Source organism: Methylobacterium fujisawaense, from assembly GCF_014138435.1.
Classification (GTDB): Bacteria; Pseudomonadota; Alphaproteobacteria; order Rhizobiales; family Beijerinckiaceae; genus Methylobacterium; species Methylobacterium fujisawaense.
In genome coordinates this window covers 190460-207263 of sequence record NZ_JACJIM010000001.1, presented here as the reverse complement: position 1 = coordinate 207263, position 16804 = coordinate 190460, and the positions used below count along the sequence as shown (strand labels likewise).

The window sequence follows — 16804 nt, the reverse complement described above, 5'->3', positions numbered from 1 at the left end:
TGATCGGGGGGCTTAAGCGCGGGTCGCCTGCGCCACCACGGCGCGCAGGGTCCGCCGGGTCAGCGGAATCTTGAAGTCGTTGCTGCCGTAGCCGCGGGCACCCTTCAGCACCGCGTCGGCGGCCTCATCCGCTGAGCCGGTCCGGACCAGGGCTTCTTCGGCTTCGGCCACCCGCCAGGGCTTGTGCGCCAGGCCGCCGAAGGCAAGCCGCGCCGCGCTCGGCTTGCCGCCCTCGACGCCCGCGATCACCGCCGCCACCGAGACGGTCGCGAAAGCGTAGGACGCCCGGTCGCGGACCTTGCGGTAGATGTGCATGCCGGCCACCGGCTTCGGCAGGGTCACGGCCGTGATGATCTCGCCCTGGCGCAGGTCGGTCTCGATCTGCGGGGTGTCTCCGGGGAGCCGGTGGAAATCGGCGATCGGGATCCGTCGGGTCTGACCTGCCGGATCCATCGTCTCGACGGTGGCGTCGAGGGCGCGCATGGCGACCGCCATGTCGGACGGGTTGGTGGCGATGCAGGATTCGCTGGCGCCCACCACCGCCATGATCCGGTTGAACCCGCCGATCGCCGCGCAGCCCGAACCCGGCTCGCGCTTATTGCAGGGCATGGCCGTGTCGTAGAAATAGTAGCAGCGGGTCCGCTGAAGCAGGTTGCCGGCGGTGGTCGCCTTGTTGCGCAGCTGCCCCGAGGCGCCAGCCAGCAGAGCCTTCGCCAGGACGGCGTAGTCCTTCCGGACCCGCGGCTCCGCGGCAAGGTCGGAGTTGCGCACCAGCGCACCGATACGCAGGCCGCCCTCCTGCGTGGCCTCAACCTTGTCGAGTGGCAGCCGGTTCACGTCGATCAGCGTGGCCGGCGTCTCGATCTGCAGCTTCATGAGGTCGAGCAGGTTGGTGCCGCCCGCGATGAACTTGGCGTTCGGCCGCTCGGCCGCGAGCTTGGCCGCGTCCTGAACCGTGGCGGGACGCTCGTAGGTGAAAGCCTTCATGTCCGCCCCCTCAGAGGTTGCTGGCGGCGGTGTCGCGGATCGCCGCGACGATGTTCGGGTAGGCGCTGCAGCGGCAGATGTTGCCGCTCATCCGCTCGCGAATCTCGGCGTCACTGAGCGCCGGGGTCGAGGCGAGATCCTCGGTGACGTGGCTCGGCCAACCGGCCTTGGCCTCGTTCAGCATGCCGACCGAGGAGCAGATCTGGCCCGGCGTGCAGTAGCCGCATTGGAAGCCGTCATGTTCCAGGAAGGCGGCCTGCATCGGGTGAAGCTTCTCGCCGTCCGCGAGGCCCTCGATCGTGGTGACCTGATCGCCCTCGTGCATCGCCGCGAGCGTCAGGCACGCATTGATCCGACGCCCGTCCACCAGCACCGTACAGGCGCCGCACTGGCCGTGGTCGCAGCCCTTCTTGGTGCCGGTGAGAGCCAGATGCTCGCGCAGCGCATCGAGGAGCGTGGTGCGCGTGTCGAGGACGAGATCGTGCGGCTGCCCATTGATGGTGAGCCGTACCGGCATCGTCTGCGGGGCGGGATCTCCCGGCGCCGCCGCTGCGGGGGCCGGTCGGAAGCCGAGGGCGCCGAGCGCCCCGGCCGCCGCGCAGCCTTCCACCACGGCCCGCCGCGTCAGGGCGAACGGCTTCTTCGGAGTCGCGTCTGTCATGCTGCCATCCCGTCCGTGCGCCGCGCTCGACGGCGCGGCGCAACCTGGAATCCGGTGCGCCAACGTGCGGTCGTGCCGATTAGATCCAGTCCAGACTGCGCCCGTTCACCGCGGGCCGAGGTGGTCCGCTGGTCCATCGGCCGCCCTATCCGATCCCCGATACGGGCGCAGAGAATCGGCCCGCAGCCGCGCGGCAGGGCCGGGCGTGGCGCCTCCGGGCCGCCGCGCTCCGCTTGCAAAGGACGCGATCATCGGAACGCGTCGCACCGCCGGCGTTTGGGTAGATCGGAAAGCGTTTCCAGAGGCTCACCCCATGGCCGTCCCGACTTTGGCCCTGAACGACGGGCGTCGCATCCCGCAGATCGGCTACGGCTGCTGGCAACTCTCCGACGCTCAGGCGCCGGACCTCGTCGGCCGGGCGCTTCGGGCCGGCTACCGCCTGATCGACACCGCCGCCGCCTACGGCAACGAGGCGGGCGTCGGACGTGGCATCCGCGATGCGCAGGTGCCGCGCGCGGAGGTCTTCCTCACCACCAAGCTCTGGAACGACCGCCAGGGACGCGACGAGGCGCGGCGTGCCTTCGACGAGAGCCTGGAGCGGCTCGGCCTTCCGTATGTCGATCTCTACCTGATCCATTGGCCGTGTCCGCAGCGGCGCCTGTTCGTCGAGACCTGGAAAACGCTGATCCAGCTCCGCGAAGAGGGGCGGGCAAAGTCGATCGGCGTCTCGAACTTCACAGCCGAGCACATCGCCACGTTGATCGGCGAGACCGGCGTGGCGCCTGCCGTGAACCAGATCGAGCTGCACCCGCATTTCCAGCGCAAGGCGCCGCGCGCGGACGACGCGCGTCACAGCATCGTGACCGAGTCCTGGAGCCCCCTCGGCCAAGGCAGGGAGCTGAACGACCCGGTCATCCTCGCGATTGCGAAGGCCCATGGGAAGACGCCCGCCCAGGTGGTGCTGCGCTGGCAGGTGCAGATCGGCTGCGTGGCGATCCCGAAGACCGCCCGGCCCGAGCGCATCCTCGAGAACATCGCGCTGTTCGATTTCGAACTCGGTGCCGGCGAGATGGAGGAGATCGCGGCCCTCGACCGCCCCGATGGCCGCATCGGCCCCGACCCGGCGTCCTTCTGCTGACCGGCATCCCTTCGGCGGCGCAGCGTAACATCGCGCCGCAAAAGATTTATGCTCACAGCTAGCATATCTGGACAGGCGCGTCCGGCGCCCATAAGTTAGACGGCACAATGCTCAAACTGAGCATAATGGAGGACGCCATGGCGGCGACCGTTGCACCCGTCTCCCGCACGCCCATCCCGGGCCTGCCGCTTCCGGATCTCTACGCCCGCGTCAGCCGGCACGTTCCGGCGATCGAGTGGCCGGCGCTCGCCCCCGACATCGAGGCGATCCTGCGCCTGAAGCGGGAGCGCAACGCCGTGATCCTGGCGCACAATTATCAGGCGCCCGAGATCTTCCACACGGTGGCCGACATCGTCGGCGACAGCCTCGCGCTCGCCCGCGAGGCGGTGAATGTCGACGCGGACGTGATCGTGCTGGCGGGCGTCCACTTCATGGCCGAGACCGCCAAGCTCCTGAACCCGGCCAAGACCGTGCTGATCCCCGACATGGGCGCGGGCTGCTCGCTGGCCGATTCGATCACGGCCGCGGACGTGCGCGGCCTGCGGGCGAAGTATCCGGGCGTGCCGATCGTGACCTACGTGAACACCTCGGCGGCCGTGAAGGCCGAGTCGGATTTGTGCTGCACCTCCGGCAACGCCGTCGCGGTGGTGAAGTCGCTGAACGCGCCCCGCGTGCTGATGATCCCGGACGAGTTCCTGGCGCAGAACGTCCAGGCCGAGATTCCCGAGGTCGAGATCCTGACCTGGGCCGGCCACTGCGAGGTGCACGAGCGCTTCACCCCGGCCGACATCCGCGAGGTCCGCGACAGCTATCCCGGCGTGACGGTGATCGCGCATCCGGAATGCCCGCCCGACGTGGTGGCCGAGTCCGACTTCTCCGGCTCCACCGCGATGATGATGGACTTCGTCGTGGAGAAGCGGCCGAAGCAGGTGGTGCTCGTCACCGAGTGCTCGATGGCCGACAACATCGCGGCGCAGAACCCGGATATCGAGTTCATCAAGCCCTGCAACATGTGCCCGCACATGAAGCGGATGAGCTTGGCGAACATCCGCCGCGCGCTGGAGACGATGACCCACGAGGTCACGGTCGATCCGGCTTTGGCCGACCGGGCCCGGGCGGCCGTGGAGCGCATGCTCCAGGTGCGCACGCGATGAACGCCGTCTCGCCCAGCACCGCCGACCGCGTCGTCGTGGTCGGCGGCGGCGTCGCGGGGCTCAGCGTCGCGCTGCGTCTCGCGCCCCGGCCGGTGACGCTGGTCACCGCGTCGGCCCTGGGCCTCGGCACCGCCACCGGCTGGGCGCAGGGCGGCATCGCCGCCGCGGTCGGCGCCGATGACGCGGCGGAACTGCACGCCGCCGATACGGAAGCGGCCGGCGCCGGGCTGACCGAGTCCGACGTCGCGCTCCGCGTGGCTCAGGAAGGGCCGGGCCTGATCGATTGGCTGGTGCGGATCGGCGTCCCGTTCGACCGGACCGACGATGCCGCGCTCGCGCTCGGGCTTGAGGCCGCGCATGGCCGCCGCCGCATCGTCCGCTCCGGCGGCGACGCGACCGGGGCGCGCGTGCTCGAAGGGCTGGTGCGGGCCGTTCTCGCTGCGCCGTCCGTCGAGATCGTCACGGCGCGGGCCTGCGACCTGCTCCGGGACGCGGGCGGGGCCGTGGCCGGCATCGTCGCCGAGCGCGACGGCGCCCTGTTCCGCATCCCGGCCCGCGCCGTGGTGCTGGCCACCGGCGGCGTCGGCGCCCTCTACGCGGCCACCACGAACCCGCCCGGCGCCGTCGGCCGCGGTCTGGCGCTCGCCGCCCGGGCCGGTGCCGTCATGCGCGATATGGAGTTCGTGCAGTTCCACCCGACCGCCATCGCGGCCGGCGCCGACCCGATGCCGCTCGCCACCGAGGCCCTGCGCGGGGAGGGCGCCCGACTCATCGACGAGACCGGCGCACCCGTCATGGCCGGTATCGCCGGCGGCGATCTCGCCCCCCGCGACGTCGTCGCCCGCGGCATCTTCCAGGCGCTGCAGCGCGGCCGCACGGTCTATCTCGACGCCCGCGGTGCGCTAGGCGCCGCGATGCCGACGCGCTTCCCGACCGTGGCGGGACTCTGCGCCGCCGCCGGCATCGACCCGGCCGTGCAGCCGATCCCGGTCCGCCCGGCGGCGCACTACCATATGGGCGGCGTGAAGGTGGACGCGCACGGCGCCACATCGGTGCCGGGCCTCTATGCCTGCGGCGAGGTCTCCTCCACGGGCCTGCACGGCGCCAACCGCCTCGCCAGCAACTCCCTGCTGGAAGGGCTGGCCTATGCCCGCTTCATCGCCGACGGGCTCGACGCGCCGCCGCCGGCGGCCATCGTGCCCCAGGCCGTGACCGCCCGCACCTCCGGTGACCTGACGGCGATCCGTGGCCTGATGGAGCGCCAGGTCGGGGTCGTGCGCGACGCCGCCGGCCTCGGGGGGGCGGTCGCCGCCCTGACGCCGGAGGCGGAATCCTGCGACGCCGCGCTGGTGGCGCTGCTGATCGCCCGCGGCGCGTTGGACCGCCAGGAGAGCCGCGGCGCCCATTGGCGCAGCGATCATCCGCATCTCGCAGCCGCGACCCATACCGAGACCACGCTGGCCGATCTCCGGGCGGCGCAGAGCGGCCGGACGGTCGCCGAGGAGGCCCTGACGCCATGACCCGATCGGTCTTCTCCGACGCGATCCTGCCCCTGCCGCGGCTCCTGGTGGAGCCGGTGGTGCGCGCCGCCCTGCTGGAGGATCTCGGCCGGGCCGGCGACATCACAACCGACGCCATCGTGCCCCCCGGCGAGCGGATGCGCGGCGTGATCGCCTCCCGCCAGGACGGCGTGATCTCCGGCACCGATGCCGCCGCCATCGCGTTCGCGCTGGTCGATCCGGCCGTCACCGTCACGGTCGAGCGCGGCGACGGGGCCCGCGTCGCACCGGGCGACGTGGTGCTGCACCTCGAGGGGCCGGCCCGCGCCATCCTCACCGCCGAGCGCGTCGCCCTGAACCTGCTCTGCCGGATGTCGGGCGTCGCCACGGCCACCCACGGCCTCGTCGAGGCGGCCCGCCCGCACGGCAAGGCCTCGATCGTCTGCACCCGCAAGACCACGCCGGGCCTGCGCGCCCTGGAGAAGCACGCCGTGCGCGCGGGTGGGGGGTCGAACCACCGCTTCGGCCTCGACGATGCCGTGCTGATCAAGGACAACCACGTGGCGGTGGCGGGCGGCATCGTGCCGGCCATCGAGCGCGCCCGCGCCCGGGCCGGCCATCTCGTGAAGATCGAGTGCGAGGTCGACAGCCTGGAGCAACTGGAGGAGGCCCTTTCGGTCGGGGTCGACGCGGTGCTCCTCGACAATATGGGGCCCGACCAGCTCACCCGCGCGGTGGCGATGATCGACGGACGCGCGCTCTCCGAGGCGTCGGGCCGGATCACCCGCGAGACGGTGGGGGCGGTCGCGGCCTCGGGCGTCGACCTGATCTCCTGCGGCTGGATCACCCACTCGGCGGCGATCATCGACCTGGGCCTCGACGCGGCCTGAATGGGCGACCTCCGGGGCGCAACGGAGATCCGCCGTCGGGCAGGGCTCGAAGATCATCACGTTCGGGTGACAAGTCTTCGTCATCAGCGCGGCTGAGACACCCGAAGTCTATCGCCGCGCGACCGACTCGCTAAGGTTTCGCCCAACCGCGACGCCATCGACCGGACGTGACCGTGAGCCAAGCCCTGCCCTCCGCGGCTGCCCCGGCGGTCGATCTTCCGGCGGCGCCGGTGGCGCGCAAACCCGGTGCCGTCCGACATGGGCCCGGCGCCGCGCTGATGCTGGGCGCGCTGGGCGTCGTGTACGGCGACATCGGCACGAGCCCGCTCTACGCGTTCAAGGAGGCCGTGAAGGCGGCGACCGCCGGCGGGGCGTCGGTGCCGGCGGCGGCCACGGGGGCGGTGTCGCTGATCCTGTGGTCGCTGATCCTGATCGTGTCGCTGAAATACGCGGTGCTGATCCTGCGCGCCGACAACCGCGGCGAGGGCGGCATCGTCGCCATGCTGGCGCTGCTCGGCGCCCGGCAGGCCCGGCCGGGCACGGGGAAGGCGCTGCTTCTGGTGGTCGGTCTGGTGGGGGCGGCGCTGCTCTACGGCGACGGCGCGATCACCCCGGCGATCTCGGTCCTGTCGGCGATCGAGGGCGTGAAGGTCGATGCGCCGGCGCTCGGCCCGTACGTGGTGCCGATCACGCTCGTCATCCTCGTCGGGCTGTTCCTGGTCCAGCACAAGGGCGTGGCCGCCATCGGCCGCGTGTTCGGGCCCGTGATGCTCGTCTGGTTCGTCGTCCTCGTCCTGCTCGCGATCCCCAGCATCCTGCGCACGCCGGAAATCCTGGCGGCGGCCAACCCGTTGCGGGCGGTGGACTTCCTCGTCCATGCCGGCTGGCATGTCAGCTTCCTGATGCTGGGCGCGGCCTTCCTGGCGGTGACCGGCGGCGAGGCGATGTATGCCGATCTCGGCCATTTCGGCGCCCCCGCGATCCGCTTCGCGTGGTTCGGTCTCGTGCTGCCGGCGCTATTGATCCACTATTGCGGGCAGGGCGCCCTGATCATCGCCGATCCCGGTGCGGTCGAGAATCCGTTCTATCGGCTCGCCCCCGACTGGGCCCATTATCCCCTGGTCGCCCTGGCCACGATGGCGACCGTCATCGCCTCGCAGGCGGTGATCTCGGGCGTCTATTCGTTGACCCAGCAATCGATCCAGCTCGGCTTCATGCCGATGATGCGGGTCGTCCACACAGACCGGGACGAGCGCGGCCAGATCTATGTGCCGGCGGTGAACTGGCTCCTGGCCGCAGCGACCCTCACGGCGGTGGTCGTGTTCGGCTCCTCCGACGCCCTCGCCGGCGCCTACGGCATCGCGGTCTCGGCCCTGATGGGCATCACCACGCTGCTCGCCGCGCTCATCGCGCTGCGCTGGGGCTACAATCCGATCTTGGTCTTCGCGGTCAACGGCGCCTTCCTCACCCTCGACGCCGTGTTCTTCGCCGCCAACAGCGTGAAGCTCTTCGAGGGCGGCTGGTTTCCGCTGCTGCTGGCCGCCGCGGTCGCCTTCCTGATGCTGACATGGATGACGGGCAACCGCGTTCTCGAATCCGTCCGCCAGACCATGCGGATGTCCGAGGCGACCTTCCTCGCCCGCCTGACCTCGCACCCGCCGGTGACGCTCCCGGGCACCGCGGCCTTCCTGACCGCCGCCACCGATGGCATCCCGATGGCCCTCGGCCGTCTGCTGGAGCGCAGCCGGTGCCTCCACGAGCGGATCCTCCTGATCACCGTCGTCTACGAGGAGGAGCCGGTCATTTGCGCCGCCGAGCGGGCGCAGGTGACGCTGGTTGCGCAGGGCATCCGCAAGGCGATCTCGAAGTATACGCCCGGCATGGAACGGGTCGTCCTGCGGTACGGCTTCATGCAGACCGCCTCGATCCCCGAGGGGCTGCGATGCGCCGTGGCGAGCGGCCTCCTGCCTCCGGAATACCTCGAGGACATCACCTACTTCGTGGGCCACGAGGTGGTCATCCCGTCGCCCACCCATCCCGGCATGGCGCCCTGGCGGGAGGCGATGTTCAGCTTCATGAAGCGCAATGCCGAGCGCACCGGCGCCCATTTCGGCCTGCCGACCCGTCAGATCGTCGAGGTGGGAACCGAGATCGAGATTTGAACCGGGGCCCTGAACAGGGCCGCGCCGCGGCACGCCCGAAGGGCAGGGCCTCCACAGGCGGCGGACCGCCATGACGGCGATGCCGAGCCCGCGCGGCGCATTGAAAACGGCCGCGTTCGCCAGCATATCGCCACCGCGATTTTCCCACAGCGGAGGCATGACCCGTGAGCGAGACGATTGAGCGGCACGAGTTCGGGGCGGAGGTAGGCCGGCTCCTCGACCTCGTCGTGCACGCGCTCTATTCCGACCGCGAGATCTTCCTGCGCGAACTCGTGGCCAACGCCGCCGACGCCATGGACCGGCGGCGGTTCGAGGCCCTGACCTCGGCGGCGAGCGCCCTGCCGGCGGACGCCAAGGTCCGCATCGCCCCCGACAAGGAGGCGCGGACCCTGACCGTGTCGGATGCCGGCATCGGCATGACCAAGGAGGATCTCGCCACCAACCTCGGCACCATCGCGCGCTCCGGCACGCGGGCGTTCTCGCAGACGCTGGAATCCGCCAAGGCCGAGGACCGGCCGAGCCTGATCGGCCAGTTCGGCGTCGGCTTCTACTCGGCCTTCATGGTCGCCGACCGGGTGACGGTCACGTCGCGCCGCGCCGGCAGCGACGAGGCCTGGACCTGGGCCTCCGAAGGCCAGGGCAACTACACCCTGGAGCCTGCCACCCGGGCGGAACCCGGCACCGACATCGTGCTCCATCTCAAGGGCGACGCCGACGAGTACCTGGAGCCTTACCGGCTCGACCATCTCGTGCGGAAATGGGCCGACTTCATCACCGTGCCGATCGCGGTCGTGCGCGACGGCAAGGACGAATCGGCCAATCAGGGCACCGCGCTCTGGCGCAAGGCGAAGTCCGAGGTCACCGAGGAGCAGTACGAGGCGTTCTACCACTCCATCGGCATGAACTTCGACAAGCCCTGGGCGACGCTCCACTGGCGCGCCGAGGGGCAACTCGAATTCGCCGCGCTGCTGTTCATCCCCGGTTCGAAGCCCTTCCAGGCGCTCGAGAACGAGCGGCAGAGCAAGGTCCGGCTCCACGTGCGGCGGATGTTCATCACCGACGAGGCCGAACTGCTGCCGCCCTGGCTGCGCTTCGTCCAGGGCGTGGTCGATACCGAAGACCTGCCCCTCAACGTGTCCCGCGAGATGCTGCAATCGACCCCGGCCCTGGCGCGGATCCGCCGCGCCGTGACCGGCCGCGTCGTGTCCGAACTCGCAACCCGCGCCAAGGACGCCGAGGGCTACCAAGCCTTCTGGGAGAATTTCGGCCCCGTCCTTAAGGAGGGCATCTACGAGGATTTCGAGCGCCGGGGTGAGATCGCCCCGCTCCTGCGCTTCCGCTCCTCGGCGGTGGAGGGCTGGACCTCCCTGCCGGATTACGTATCCCGCATGAAGGATGGCCAGGAGGCGATCTACTACCTCGTCGCCGACGATGCCGAGGCGCTGAAGTCGTCGCCCCAGCTCGAGGGCTTCAAGGCGCGCGGCCTCGAGGTGCTGCTGCTCTCCGATCACGTCGACGCCTTCTGGCCCGACCAGCTCGGCAGCTTCGAGGAGAAGCCGCTCCGCTCGATCACCAAGGGTGGGCTCGACCTGTCGAAGTTCGCCCTCGAGGGCGAGCAGCCGGAGGCGCCCGAGGGCATCGATGCGTTCGTGGCCGCCGTGAAGACCGCGCTGGGCAGCGAGGTCTCGGACGTGCGCACCACCGACCGGCTGGTCGACTCGGCGGTGGTCCTGTCCGCCGGGACCGGAGGCCCAGACCTGCAGATGCAGCGGCTCATGCGGCGGGCAGGGCGGGCCGGGGCCGGGCAGCCGGTCCTGGAGATCAACCCGCGCCATCCGCTGATTCGGGCGCTGGCCGCGGCACCCGAGTCGGAGGTGCCGCAGGCGGCCGGCACGCTCCTCGACCTCGCCCGCATCCAGGATGGCGACAGCCCCCGCGACCCGGCGGCCTTCGCCCGGACTGTGGCGGCGGCCCTGGCGGCGGCGCGCAGCGCGTAGGACTACGGAGACACGCGCCGGGCGCAGGCGGAAAGCCGCGCGCGGCGTGTGTCTCCACACACATCCGCGCCGGACGATTGTCGGTTCGGTTGATCATTCGGAAACGGTCGAGCCATAACTTCGCCACCGGTCGGGATCATTGCCCGGCCGATGGCGCGGGCGCGGTGGGGGCCGCAGGCGTCTGAGCCGAACCCTCTCGCGCGCGTCAGGCGCGCCTCACGGACGCTGCATGAACCCGGTCGAGGCTGAAGCCGGCAACGGACAGGCGGTCGCGGCGGCGCGGACCCGGGCCCATGCCCGGGCGTATCGCCACAGCGGACGCGTGCGCACCATGCGCCGCATGATTCCGGTGGTCGCCGGGGGCTCGGTGGCGCTGCTGCTGGGGTACCTGTTCAATCCTTTCGCGGCCCAGCTGCCGGGCGTCTCGGTCGGTCCGGTGACGCTGGCGGGCTCGAAGGTCCGCATGGAGAATCCGCGGCTCTCGGGCTTCCGCCAGGGAACGCGCGGCTACGAGGTGACGGCGGACGCCGCCCTGCAGGACGTCCGCAAGCCGAGCCAGATCGAGCTGCAGCAGATGCGCGGCCACATCGCCACCGACGATCAGGGCGGCATCGCCCGGCTCTCGGCGGTGTCGGGCCTGTTCGACACGGCCCGCGAGGCGCTCGACCTGAAGGACGACATCCGGATCTGGACCGACAAGGGCGAGGAGGTGCGCCTGCGCTCGGCCGCCGTGGCGTTCAAGACCGGCGCCATCAGCTCGCAGGAGCCTGTCACCGTTTCGAGCCCGCGGGCCACCGTGAAGGCCGACACCCTCGACGTCGTCGAGAACGGTAAGCGGATCTCCTTCGTGGGCAAGGTCCAGGTGGTGATCCTCAACGAGGATCAGGCCGAGAAGCCGCAGGCCCGCATCCTGACGTCGGACGCCCAAGCCGCGGACGGTGCGCGATGAGCGCCGCCCGCCTCGTCTGGGCCGCCCTGGCGGCGGGGCTGGTTCTCGCCGGCCCGGCTTTCGCCGAGAAGTCCGCGCGGAAAGATTCGCCCTTCGGGAATATCGGGGGCGGAGGCAAGGACCCGATCAAGATCGACGCCGACCGGCTCGACGTGTTCGACCGGGAGAACAAGGCGATCTTCGCCGGCAACGTCGTGGCCGTGCAGGGCGACAGCACCATCCGGTGCTCGACCATGACGGTCACCTACAAGCGCGGCAAGGACGCGCCCGGCAAGGCTGCCAAGGGCGAGGCGAAGGAGGAGGGGGCCGAAGCGGCACCCCGGAATCCCGCCGAGAACGGGATCCAGAAGGTCGATTGCGCCGGTCCGGTGACGGTGGTGCAGAAGGATCAGGTCGCCACCGGCGACCATGCGGTGTTCGATCAGGACGCCAAGCGGATCGTGCTGACCGGCAATGTCGTCCTGAGCCAGTGCCAGAACGTCACCCGCGGCCAGCGGCTCGTCTACGACATGAACACCGGGCGCGCGAACATGGACCCGGTGGCGGGCGGCCGCGTCTCGGCCCTGTTCGTGCCCGGCGAGAAGTCCGACGCCAAGGACGGCAAGGCGAAGGGCTGCACGCAGCCGCCGCCCAGGCCGAAGGCGCAGGTCGATTGAGCGGCGCCGTGGCGTTCCAGGCTGGCCCGCAGGACCCGGCGGGCCGAACGAGCTGGCTCGGCCGCCTGTTCGGCCGGCGCGCGCGGCAGCCGGACGCGTCCGAGGCCGAGGGCTGGTCCGCGGCCGAGGCGGGCGGGCTCGGCATCCTCAGCGTGAGCGGCCTGCGTAAGAGCTACGGCGCCCGCACGGTGGTCCACGAGGCCGGGCTCACCGTCCGCACCGGCGAGGCCGTGGGACTGCTGGGCCCGAACGGCGCCGGCAAGACCACGATCTTCTACATGATCACAGGGCTGGTGGCGGCCGATCGCGGCCACATCACCCTGGACGGCCTGCCGATCACGCACCTGCCCATGTACCAGCGGGCGCGGCTCGGGATCGGCTATCTGCCGCAGGAGGCCTCGATCTTCCGCGGGCTCACCGTCGAGGACAACATCCGCGCGGTGCTGGAGGTGGCCGAGCCCGACCGCAAGGCGCGCGCCCGCAAGCTCGATTCCCTATTGGAGGAGTTCGACATCGCGCGCCTGCGCAAGTCGCCCTCGATCGCGCTCTCGGGCGGCGAGCGGCGACGCTGCGAGATCGCCCGGGCGCTCGCCTCCTCGCCGACCTTCATGCTGCTGGACGAGCCCTTCGCGGGCATCGACCCGATCGCGGTGGGCGACATCCAGGATCTGGTGAAGCACCTGAAGCAGCGCGGCATCGGCGTGCTGATCACCGACCACAACGTCCGCGAGACGCTGGGCCTGATTGACCGGGCCTACATCGCCCATTCCGGCCGCATCCTCACCGAGGGCACGCCGGAGGAGATCGTGGCGAACCCGGATGCGCGGCGCCTGTATCTCGGCGAGGATTTTAGGCTTTAGGCCGGACTTCGCCATTACGAGGGGAGCGAAGACGGGGCGGAGGCGGCCGCGCCTCACCCCTTCCAGTTCTTGAGCGCCGCGAACGGGCTGTCGGAACCCGCGGGCTTCTCCGGGTTCAGCACCGGCTCCACCTGCGCGATCGCGTCCGCCATCGAGAAGGCCGAGCCGCTCTGGAGCCGGCCGCCCGCCGCGTCGCGGTGGCCGCCGCCGCGGAACAGGCGGGCGCCGTCGAGCGCCGTGCCGTCGTTGGAGCGGAACGACAGCGTGCCCATCCGCTGGACGTTGACCACGCGCTTGGCGCGGCCCGCATCCATGATCAGGTCGGAGACCCGCTGGAAGGTGCCCGAGTCGAGGGCGAAGGACAGGAGGGTGCCGTCCTTCAGCGGGCGGAACAGGGCGTCCGAGCGGGCGAGGGCCCGGGCGAGGCGCATGCGCGTGGTCAGCGTCGGATCGTCGTCGGGCGCCTCGCGCAGCAGGGCGTCGACCACGCCGGTGCGGATCTCCGAGGCGCGCCGCTCGAGTTCGGCCGGGTTGGCGCCGTCCCGCAGGGAGGCGGCGGCCGCGAGCAGGATGTCGGACACGAACCGGTCGTGCCAGGGATGACCGACCGGCACGTAGCTCGACACGACTTCCCAGAACAACTCGTCCAGGGCGAGCCCGCCGCGGAAGGCCGGGCTCTCCTTGCGCCAGAGGTCGACGGCATCGACCGCGGAGAGCAGGCTCGACAGGTCGGTCGCGGGTTCGTGCGTGGCGAACAGGGCCCGGTGTTCGAAGGTCATCCGCGTAGCGCAGATGTCGTCCTCGATCAGCACGGCGATCTCGGGATCGCCCAGATCGATCCGGTGGAGCGTCGGGCGCGCTGCATCGGCGGTCGCCTCCAGGCCCAGCCGGCGCATCTGGTCGAGGGACGAGGCGTGGTGGTCGAGGACCACGAGGCGGTGCTTCTGCCCGTCCTCCCGGCGCCGGTTCATCGCGGCGAACTTCCTCAGGCCCGCGATGGTCTGCTCCTCCAGGCCGAGATCCGTCATCAGCAGGATCTCGCGCTCCGCCGCGCGGCCGAGACGCTTGATCTCGTCCTCGAAGACCGGGCCGACATCGCTGTAGCGGGGCACGTGGACGACGCGCTCGACCGTGGCGCAGGCGGCGGCGACCGTGGAGGCGCCGTAGCCGTCGAGGTCGTGGTGGGTGATCTGGATCAGGCGCAACGGTCCGGACTCGAAGGATGACGGAGCGGCCGGTCTACGACGCCCGGCGCCGCGAGGCGAGGGGTAGCGGACCTTCCGTCCGGCCGCGTTCGGTGCAGAATGGTGCCGGGCCGCCACGAGTCGCACAGGACCGGCCGGCCACGGAGACCCTCAAGGGGCCCGCCATTCCGGGAGGATACGATGGCCTTGGCCGCAACGCCGCGCGTGCGCCGCATCCAGACGATCTCGCTTGCCCTTCTCGTGACGGCGGGCGTCGTCAACTACGTCGACCGGGCCACCCTGGCGGTGGCCAACCCGCTGATCCGGGAGGATCTCGGCCTCTCGATCCCCGAGATGGGCTTGCTGCTCTCGGCCTTCCTCTGGGCCTACGCCTTCGCACAGCTGCCGGCCGGTGTGCTCGCCGACCGGTTCGGACCGCGCCTGACGCTGACGCTCGGCCTGACCTGCTGGTCGTTCGGCCAGATGCTCGGCGGCGCGGTGACGTCGTTCTGGCAGTTCGTGAGCGCGCGGATCGTGCTCGGGATCGGCGAGGCGCCGCATTTCCCGACCTGCGCCCGGGTCTCCCGCGACTGGTTCAACATCCGCCAGCGCGGCACCGCCACGGGGATCTGGAACTGCGCCTCCTCGCTCGGGACCTTCCTGGCCCTGCCGCTGCTGACCTTCCTCATGGTGAGCTTCGGCTGGCGGGCGATGTTCGTGATCATGGGGGCGGTCGGCCTCGTGCTCGCCGCGATCGTCTACGGGGTCTTCCGCAACCCGCGCGAGACCGACCTGACGCCGGGGGAGCGCGCCTTCCTGGAAGAGGGCGATGCCCCGAATGCCAGCCGCCCGGTCACCTGGAGCGCGTGGCGCCGGCTCTTCGGGTTCCGAACCAGCTGGGGGATGATCGTCGGCTATTTCGGCTGCATCTACATGACGTGGCTCTACACCGCGTGGCTGCCGAGCTACCTTGAGATCGAGCGGCACTTCACCCTGCAGAAGACCGGCCTCGTCGGCTCGATCCCCTTCGCCTTCGGCGTGCTGGGCGGGATCCTGGGCGGCCGCGTGGTCGACATGCTGGTCCGCCGGGGCGTCGACCCGATCCGCAGCCGCAAGATCCCGATGGTCGGATCCCTGGTGGCGACCGCCGCCTGCACGGTCGTGGCGGCCCTGACGCCGAGCGACACCCTCGCCATCGCCTGCATCTCGGCCTCGCTCTTCCTCGTCTACGTGAGCTCGTCGTCGGCCTGGGCGATGGCCTCCGTGGCGGCGCCGGCCAGCTGCACGGCGTCGCTCGGCGCGATGCAGAATTTCGGCGGCTATATCGGCGGCGCCCTGGCGCCGACCGTGACGGGCTTCATCGTCGGCGGCACGGGCCATTTCTCGATGGCCTTCATCACCGGGGCGGTGATCGCCCTGGTGGCGGCGCTCGGCTACTGGACGCTGATCAGGGATCCCATCGCCGACGAGGCGCCGGAGGGTCCGGTGGTCGGTCAATTGAGGGCCGCGCGATGAGCAGGCGGACGGTCTCCGCTGGCGTCACCCCCGCAGGTTCGGGGCAGCCAGGATCAGGTCCCGGAGATGCGTGCGGGCCGTGAAGCTGCCGCGCATCAGGTCCACGAAGGTGGCGGCCGGTCCGTCCCAGTCGTGGCGCGCGGCATGGGCCCGGGCGGCGGTCGCGTCGAAGGGCAGCCGCCCCTCGATCGCCGCGCCCATCAGCTCGGCGAGCCGATCCACCCGGTCGGGGGCGTCGGGGTCGAAGTAGCTCGCCGCGCTGCCGCCGGCCTCCGGGATGGCCGTCAGGCTCGAGGCGATGACCGGCGTCCCCCGGGCGAGGCTGTCGAGGACCGGGATGCCCCAGCCCTCGCCGCGGCTCGGGAAGACCAGGGCGGCGGCCCGGGCGTAGAGGTCGGAGAGCCCCCGGTCGTCGATGCCGGCGATGTGCACCGCGTCCGGCGTCCGGGCGAGGCGGTCCAGGGTCTCGGGCCGCTCGCCGTCACCCTTGCCCACCACGATGAGCCGCGCCGCGCCCTCCGGCAGCCGCGCGAAGGCATCGAGGACGAGACCGAGATTCTTCCTCGGCTCCAGCCGGCCGACCATGAGCAGGTACGGCCGCCCGTCCGCAAGCGGGGTCCGCTCCGAGACCGCCTGCGGCGGGGTCGAGCCGCAGCGCACCTCGGCGATGCGGTGGCGTTCGATGCCGTAGACCTTGGCGATGGAGTCGCGGCTGTAGTCGGAGATGGTCAGAACCAGCTTGGCGCGCCGGGCCGAGAGCCGAGTCAGGATCTTGTTCCGCCAGCGCATCGACCAGGGAAAGAATTCGGGATGGGTCTCGAACAGGATGTCGTGGACCACCACCACCTGCCGGTCGCCCGGCACCAGCGGCGGGGCGATGTAGGTGGTGAGCAGCGTGTCCAGGCGATCCCGCAGGAACAGCCACGGCCAGACCAGGGTCAGCCGCACGGTCGCGGGGACCCGCGGCAGCCGCCGGTGCTCGATGTTGTCCCCCGAGACGATGCGGGCGCAGGCCTCCGGATCGCCCGAATAGACCACGTAGGTGGCGTCGGGGTGCTGGGCGGCGGCCCGGCCGATGATGTTCACGAGCCAGGTCCGGCTGCCCTGCGGCTTGCCGGTGAGCACGTGCGCGTCGACGCCGATGCGAAGCAT

Annotated in this window: 14 protein-coding genes; 10 read left to right on the top strand and 4 right to left on the bottom strand. The window is 71.0% G+C overall.

Features of this window, described 5'->3' with window-relative positions:
- Positions 1-12 precede the first annotated feature (12 nt).
- Positions 13-987, bottom strand: coding sequence for an FAD binding domain-containing protein (locus GGQ91_RS00940; RefSeq protein ID WP_182591176.1), 975 nt, complete (start codon positions 985-987; stop codon positions 13-15).
- 10 nt (positions 988-997) lie between these two features.
- On the bottom strand, positions 998-1648 hold the full coding sequence (paoA, locus tag GGQ91_RS00935) for an aldehyde dehydrogenase iron-sulfur subunit PaoA (RefSeq protein WP_182591175.1): 651 nt from the start codon (positions 1646-1648) through the stop codon (positions 998-1000).
- Between the two features lie 313 nt (positions 1649-1961).
- On the opposite strand from paoA, the gene GGQ91_RS00930 reads away from it, so the two are divergent.
- The 9 genes from GGQ91_RS00930 (at position 1962) to lptB (ending at position 12953) form a co-directional block, all read left to right on the top strand.
- Positions 1962-2786 (top strand): aldo/keto reductase, encoded by an 825-nt coding sequence (locus GGQ91_RS00930; RefSeq protein ID WP_182591174.1) that lies wholly within the window; start codon positions 1962-1964, stop codon positions 2784-2786.
- A 137-nt stretch (positions 2787-2923) separates the two neighbouring features.
- Complete coding sequence (nadA, locus tag GGQ91_RS00925) at positions 2924-3940, top strand: quinolinate synthase NadA (protein WP_043387528.1); 1017 nt, start codon at positions 2924-2926, stop codon at positions 3938-3940.
- Positions 3937-5460 carry an L-aspartate oxidase gene (locus GGQ91_RS00920; protein ID WP_043387524.1) on the top strand — a complete coding sequence of 508 codons (1524 nt, stop codon included), beginning with the start codon at positions 3937-3939 and terminating at the stop codon, positions 5458-5460. Before nadA ends, GGQ91_RS00920 begins: the two co-directional genes overlap by 4 nt.
- A complete protein-coding gene (gene nadC, locus GGQ91_RS00915) occupies positions 5457-6329 on the top strand; it encodes a carboxylating nicotinate-nucleotide diphosphorylase (protein ID WP_043387526.1) in 873 nt (290 codons plus the stop codon). Before GGQ91_RS00920 ends, nadC begins: the two co-directional genes overlap by 4 nt.
- A gap of 173 nt (positions 6330-6502) precedes the next feature.
- Entirely contained in the window at positions 6503-8491 is a 1989-nt protein-coding gene (locus GGQ91_RS00910) for a potassium transporter Kup (RefSeq protein ID WP_182591173.1), read from the top strand.
- A gap of 164 nt (positions 8492-8655) precedes the next feature.
- On the top strand, positions 8656-10488 hold the full coding sequence (htpG, locus tag GGQ91_RS00905; protein WP_043350981.1) for a molecular chaperone HtpG: 1833 nt from the start codon (positions 8656-8658) through the stop codon (positions 10486-10488).
- Between the two features lie 229 nt (positions 10489-10717).
- Entirely contained in the window at positions 10718-11437 is a 720-nt protein-coding gene (lptC, locus tag GGQ91_RS00900; RefSeq protein WP_043350977.1) for an LPS export ABC transporter periplasmic protein LptC, read from the top strand.
- Positions 11434-12093 carry an LptA/OstA family protein gene (locus GGQ91_RS00895; RefSeq protein WP_075381379.1) on the top strand — a complete coding sequence of 220 codons (660 nt, stop codon included), beginning with the start codon at positions 11434-11436 and terminating at the stop codon, positions 12091-12093. Before lptC ends, GGQ91_RS00895 begins: the two co-directional genes overlap by 4 nt.
- Before the next feature lie 8 nt (positions 12094-12101).
- Positions 12102-12953 carry an LPS export ABC transporter ATP-binding protein gene (gene lptB / locus GGQ91_RS00890; protein WP_403090610.1) on the top strand — a complete coding sequence of 284 codons (852 nt, stop codon included), beginning with the start codon at positions 12102-12104 and terminating at the stop codon, positions 12951-12953.
- A 53-nt stretch (positions 12954-13006) separates the two neighbouring features.
- Here the strand turns inward: lptB and GGQ91_RS00885 are convergent, their stop codons facing one another.
- Positions 13007-14158, bottom strand: coding sequence for a dimethylmenaquinone methyltransferase (locus GGQ91_RS00885; RefSeq protein WP_182591171.1), 1152 nt, complete (start codon positions 14156-14158; stop codon positions 13007-13009).
- Positions 14159-14338: 180 nt separating this feature from the next.
- Here GGQ91_RS00885 and GGQ91_RS00880 point away from each other — a divergent pair, with 180 nt between their 5' ends.
- Positions 14339-15652, top strand: coding sequence for an MFS transporter (locus GGQ91_RS00880; protein WP_043760381.1), 1314 nt, complete (start codon positions 14339-14341; stop codon positions 15650-15652).
- A gap of 24 nt (positions 15653-15676) precedes the next feature.
- Here the strand turns inward: GGQ91_RS00880 and GGQ91_RS00875 are convergent, their stop codons facing one another.
- Positions 15677-16804, bottom strand: a complete 1128-nt coding sequence (locus GGQ91_RS00875; protein ID WP_043760383.1) for a glycosyltransferase family 4 protein — start codon at positions 16802-16804, stop codon at positions 15677-15679.

Bases quoted from the DNA above. Each gene is read 5' to 3' on its own strand.
- GGQ91_RS00940 (WP_182591176.1), bottom strand. From the start codon at position 987: ATGAAGGCTTTCACCTACGAGCGTCCCGCCACGGTTCAGGACGCGGCC.
- paoA (WP_182591175.1), bottom strand. From the start codon at position 1,648: ATGACAGACGCGACTCCGAAGAAGCCGTTCGCCCTGACGCGGCGGGCC.
- GGQ91_RS00930 (WP_182591174.1), top strand. From the start codon at position 1,962: ATGGCCGTCCCGACTTTGGCCCTGAACGACGGGCGTCGCATCCCGCAG.
- nadA (WP_043387528.1), top strand. From the start codon at position 2,924: ATGGCGGCGACCGTTGCACCCGTCTCCCGCACGCCCATCCCGGGCCTG.
- GGQ91_RS00920 (WP_043387524.1), top strand. From the start codon at position 3,937: ATGAACGCCGTCTCGCCCAGCACCGCCGACCGCGTCGTCGTGGTCGGC.
- nadC (WP_043387526.1), top strand. From the start codon at position 5,457: ATGACCCGATCGGTCTTCTCCGACGCGATCCTGCCCCTGCCGCGGCTC.
- lptC (WP_043350977.1), top strand. From the start codon at position 10,718: ATGAACCCGGTCGAGGCTGAAGCCGGCAACGGACAGGCGGTCGCGGCG.
- GGQ91_RS00895 (WP_075381379.1), top strand. From the start codon at position 11,434: ATGAGCGCCGCCCGCCTCGTCTGGGCCGCCCTGGCGGCGGGGCTGGTT.
- GGQ91_RS00880 (WP_043760381.1), top strand. From the start codon at position 14,339: ATGGCCTTGGCCGCAACGCCGCGCGTGCGCCGCATCCAGACGATCTCG.
- GGQ91_RS00875 (WP_043760383.1), bottom strand. From the start codon at position 16,804: ATGCTTCGCATCGGCGTCGACGCGCACGTGCTCACCGGCAAGCCGCAG.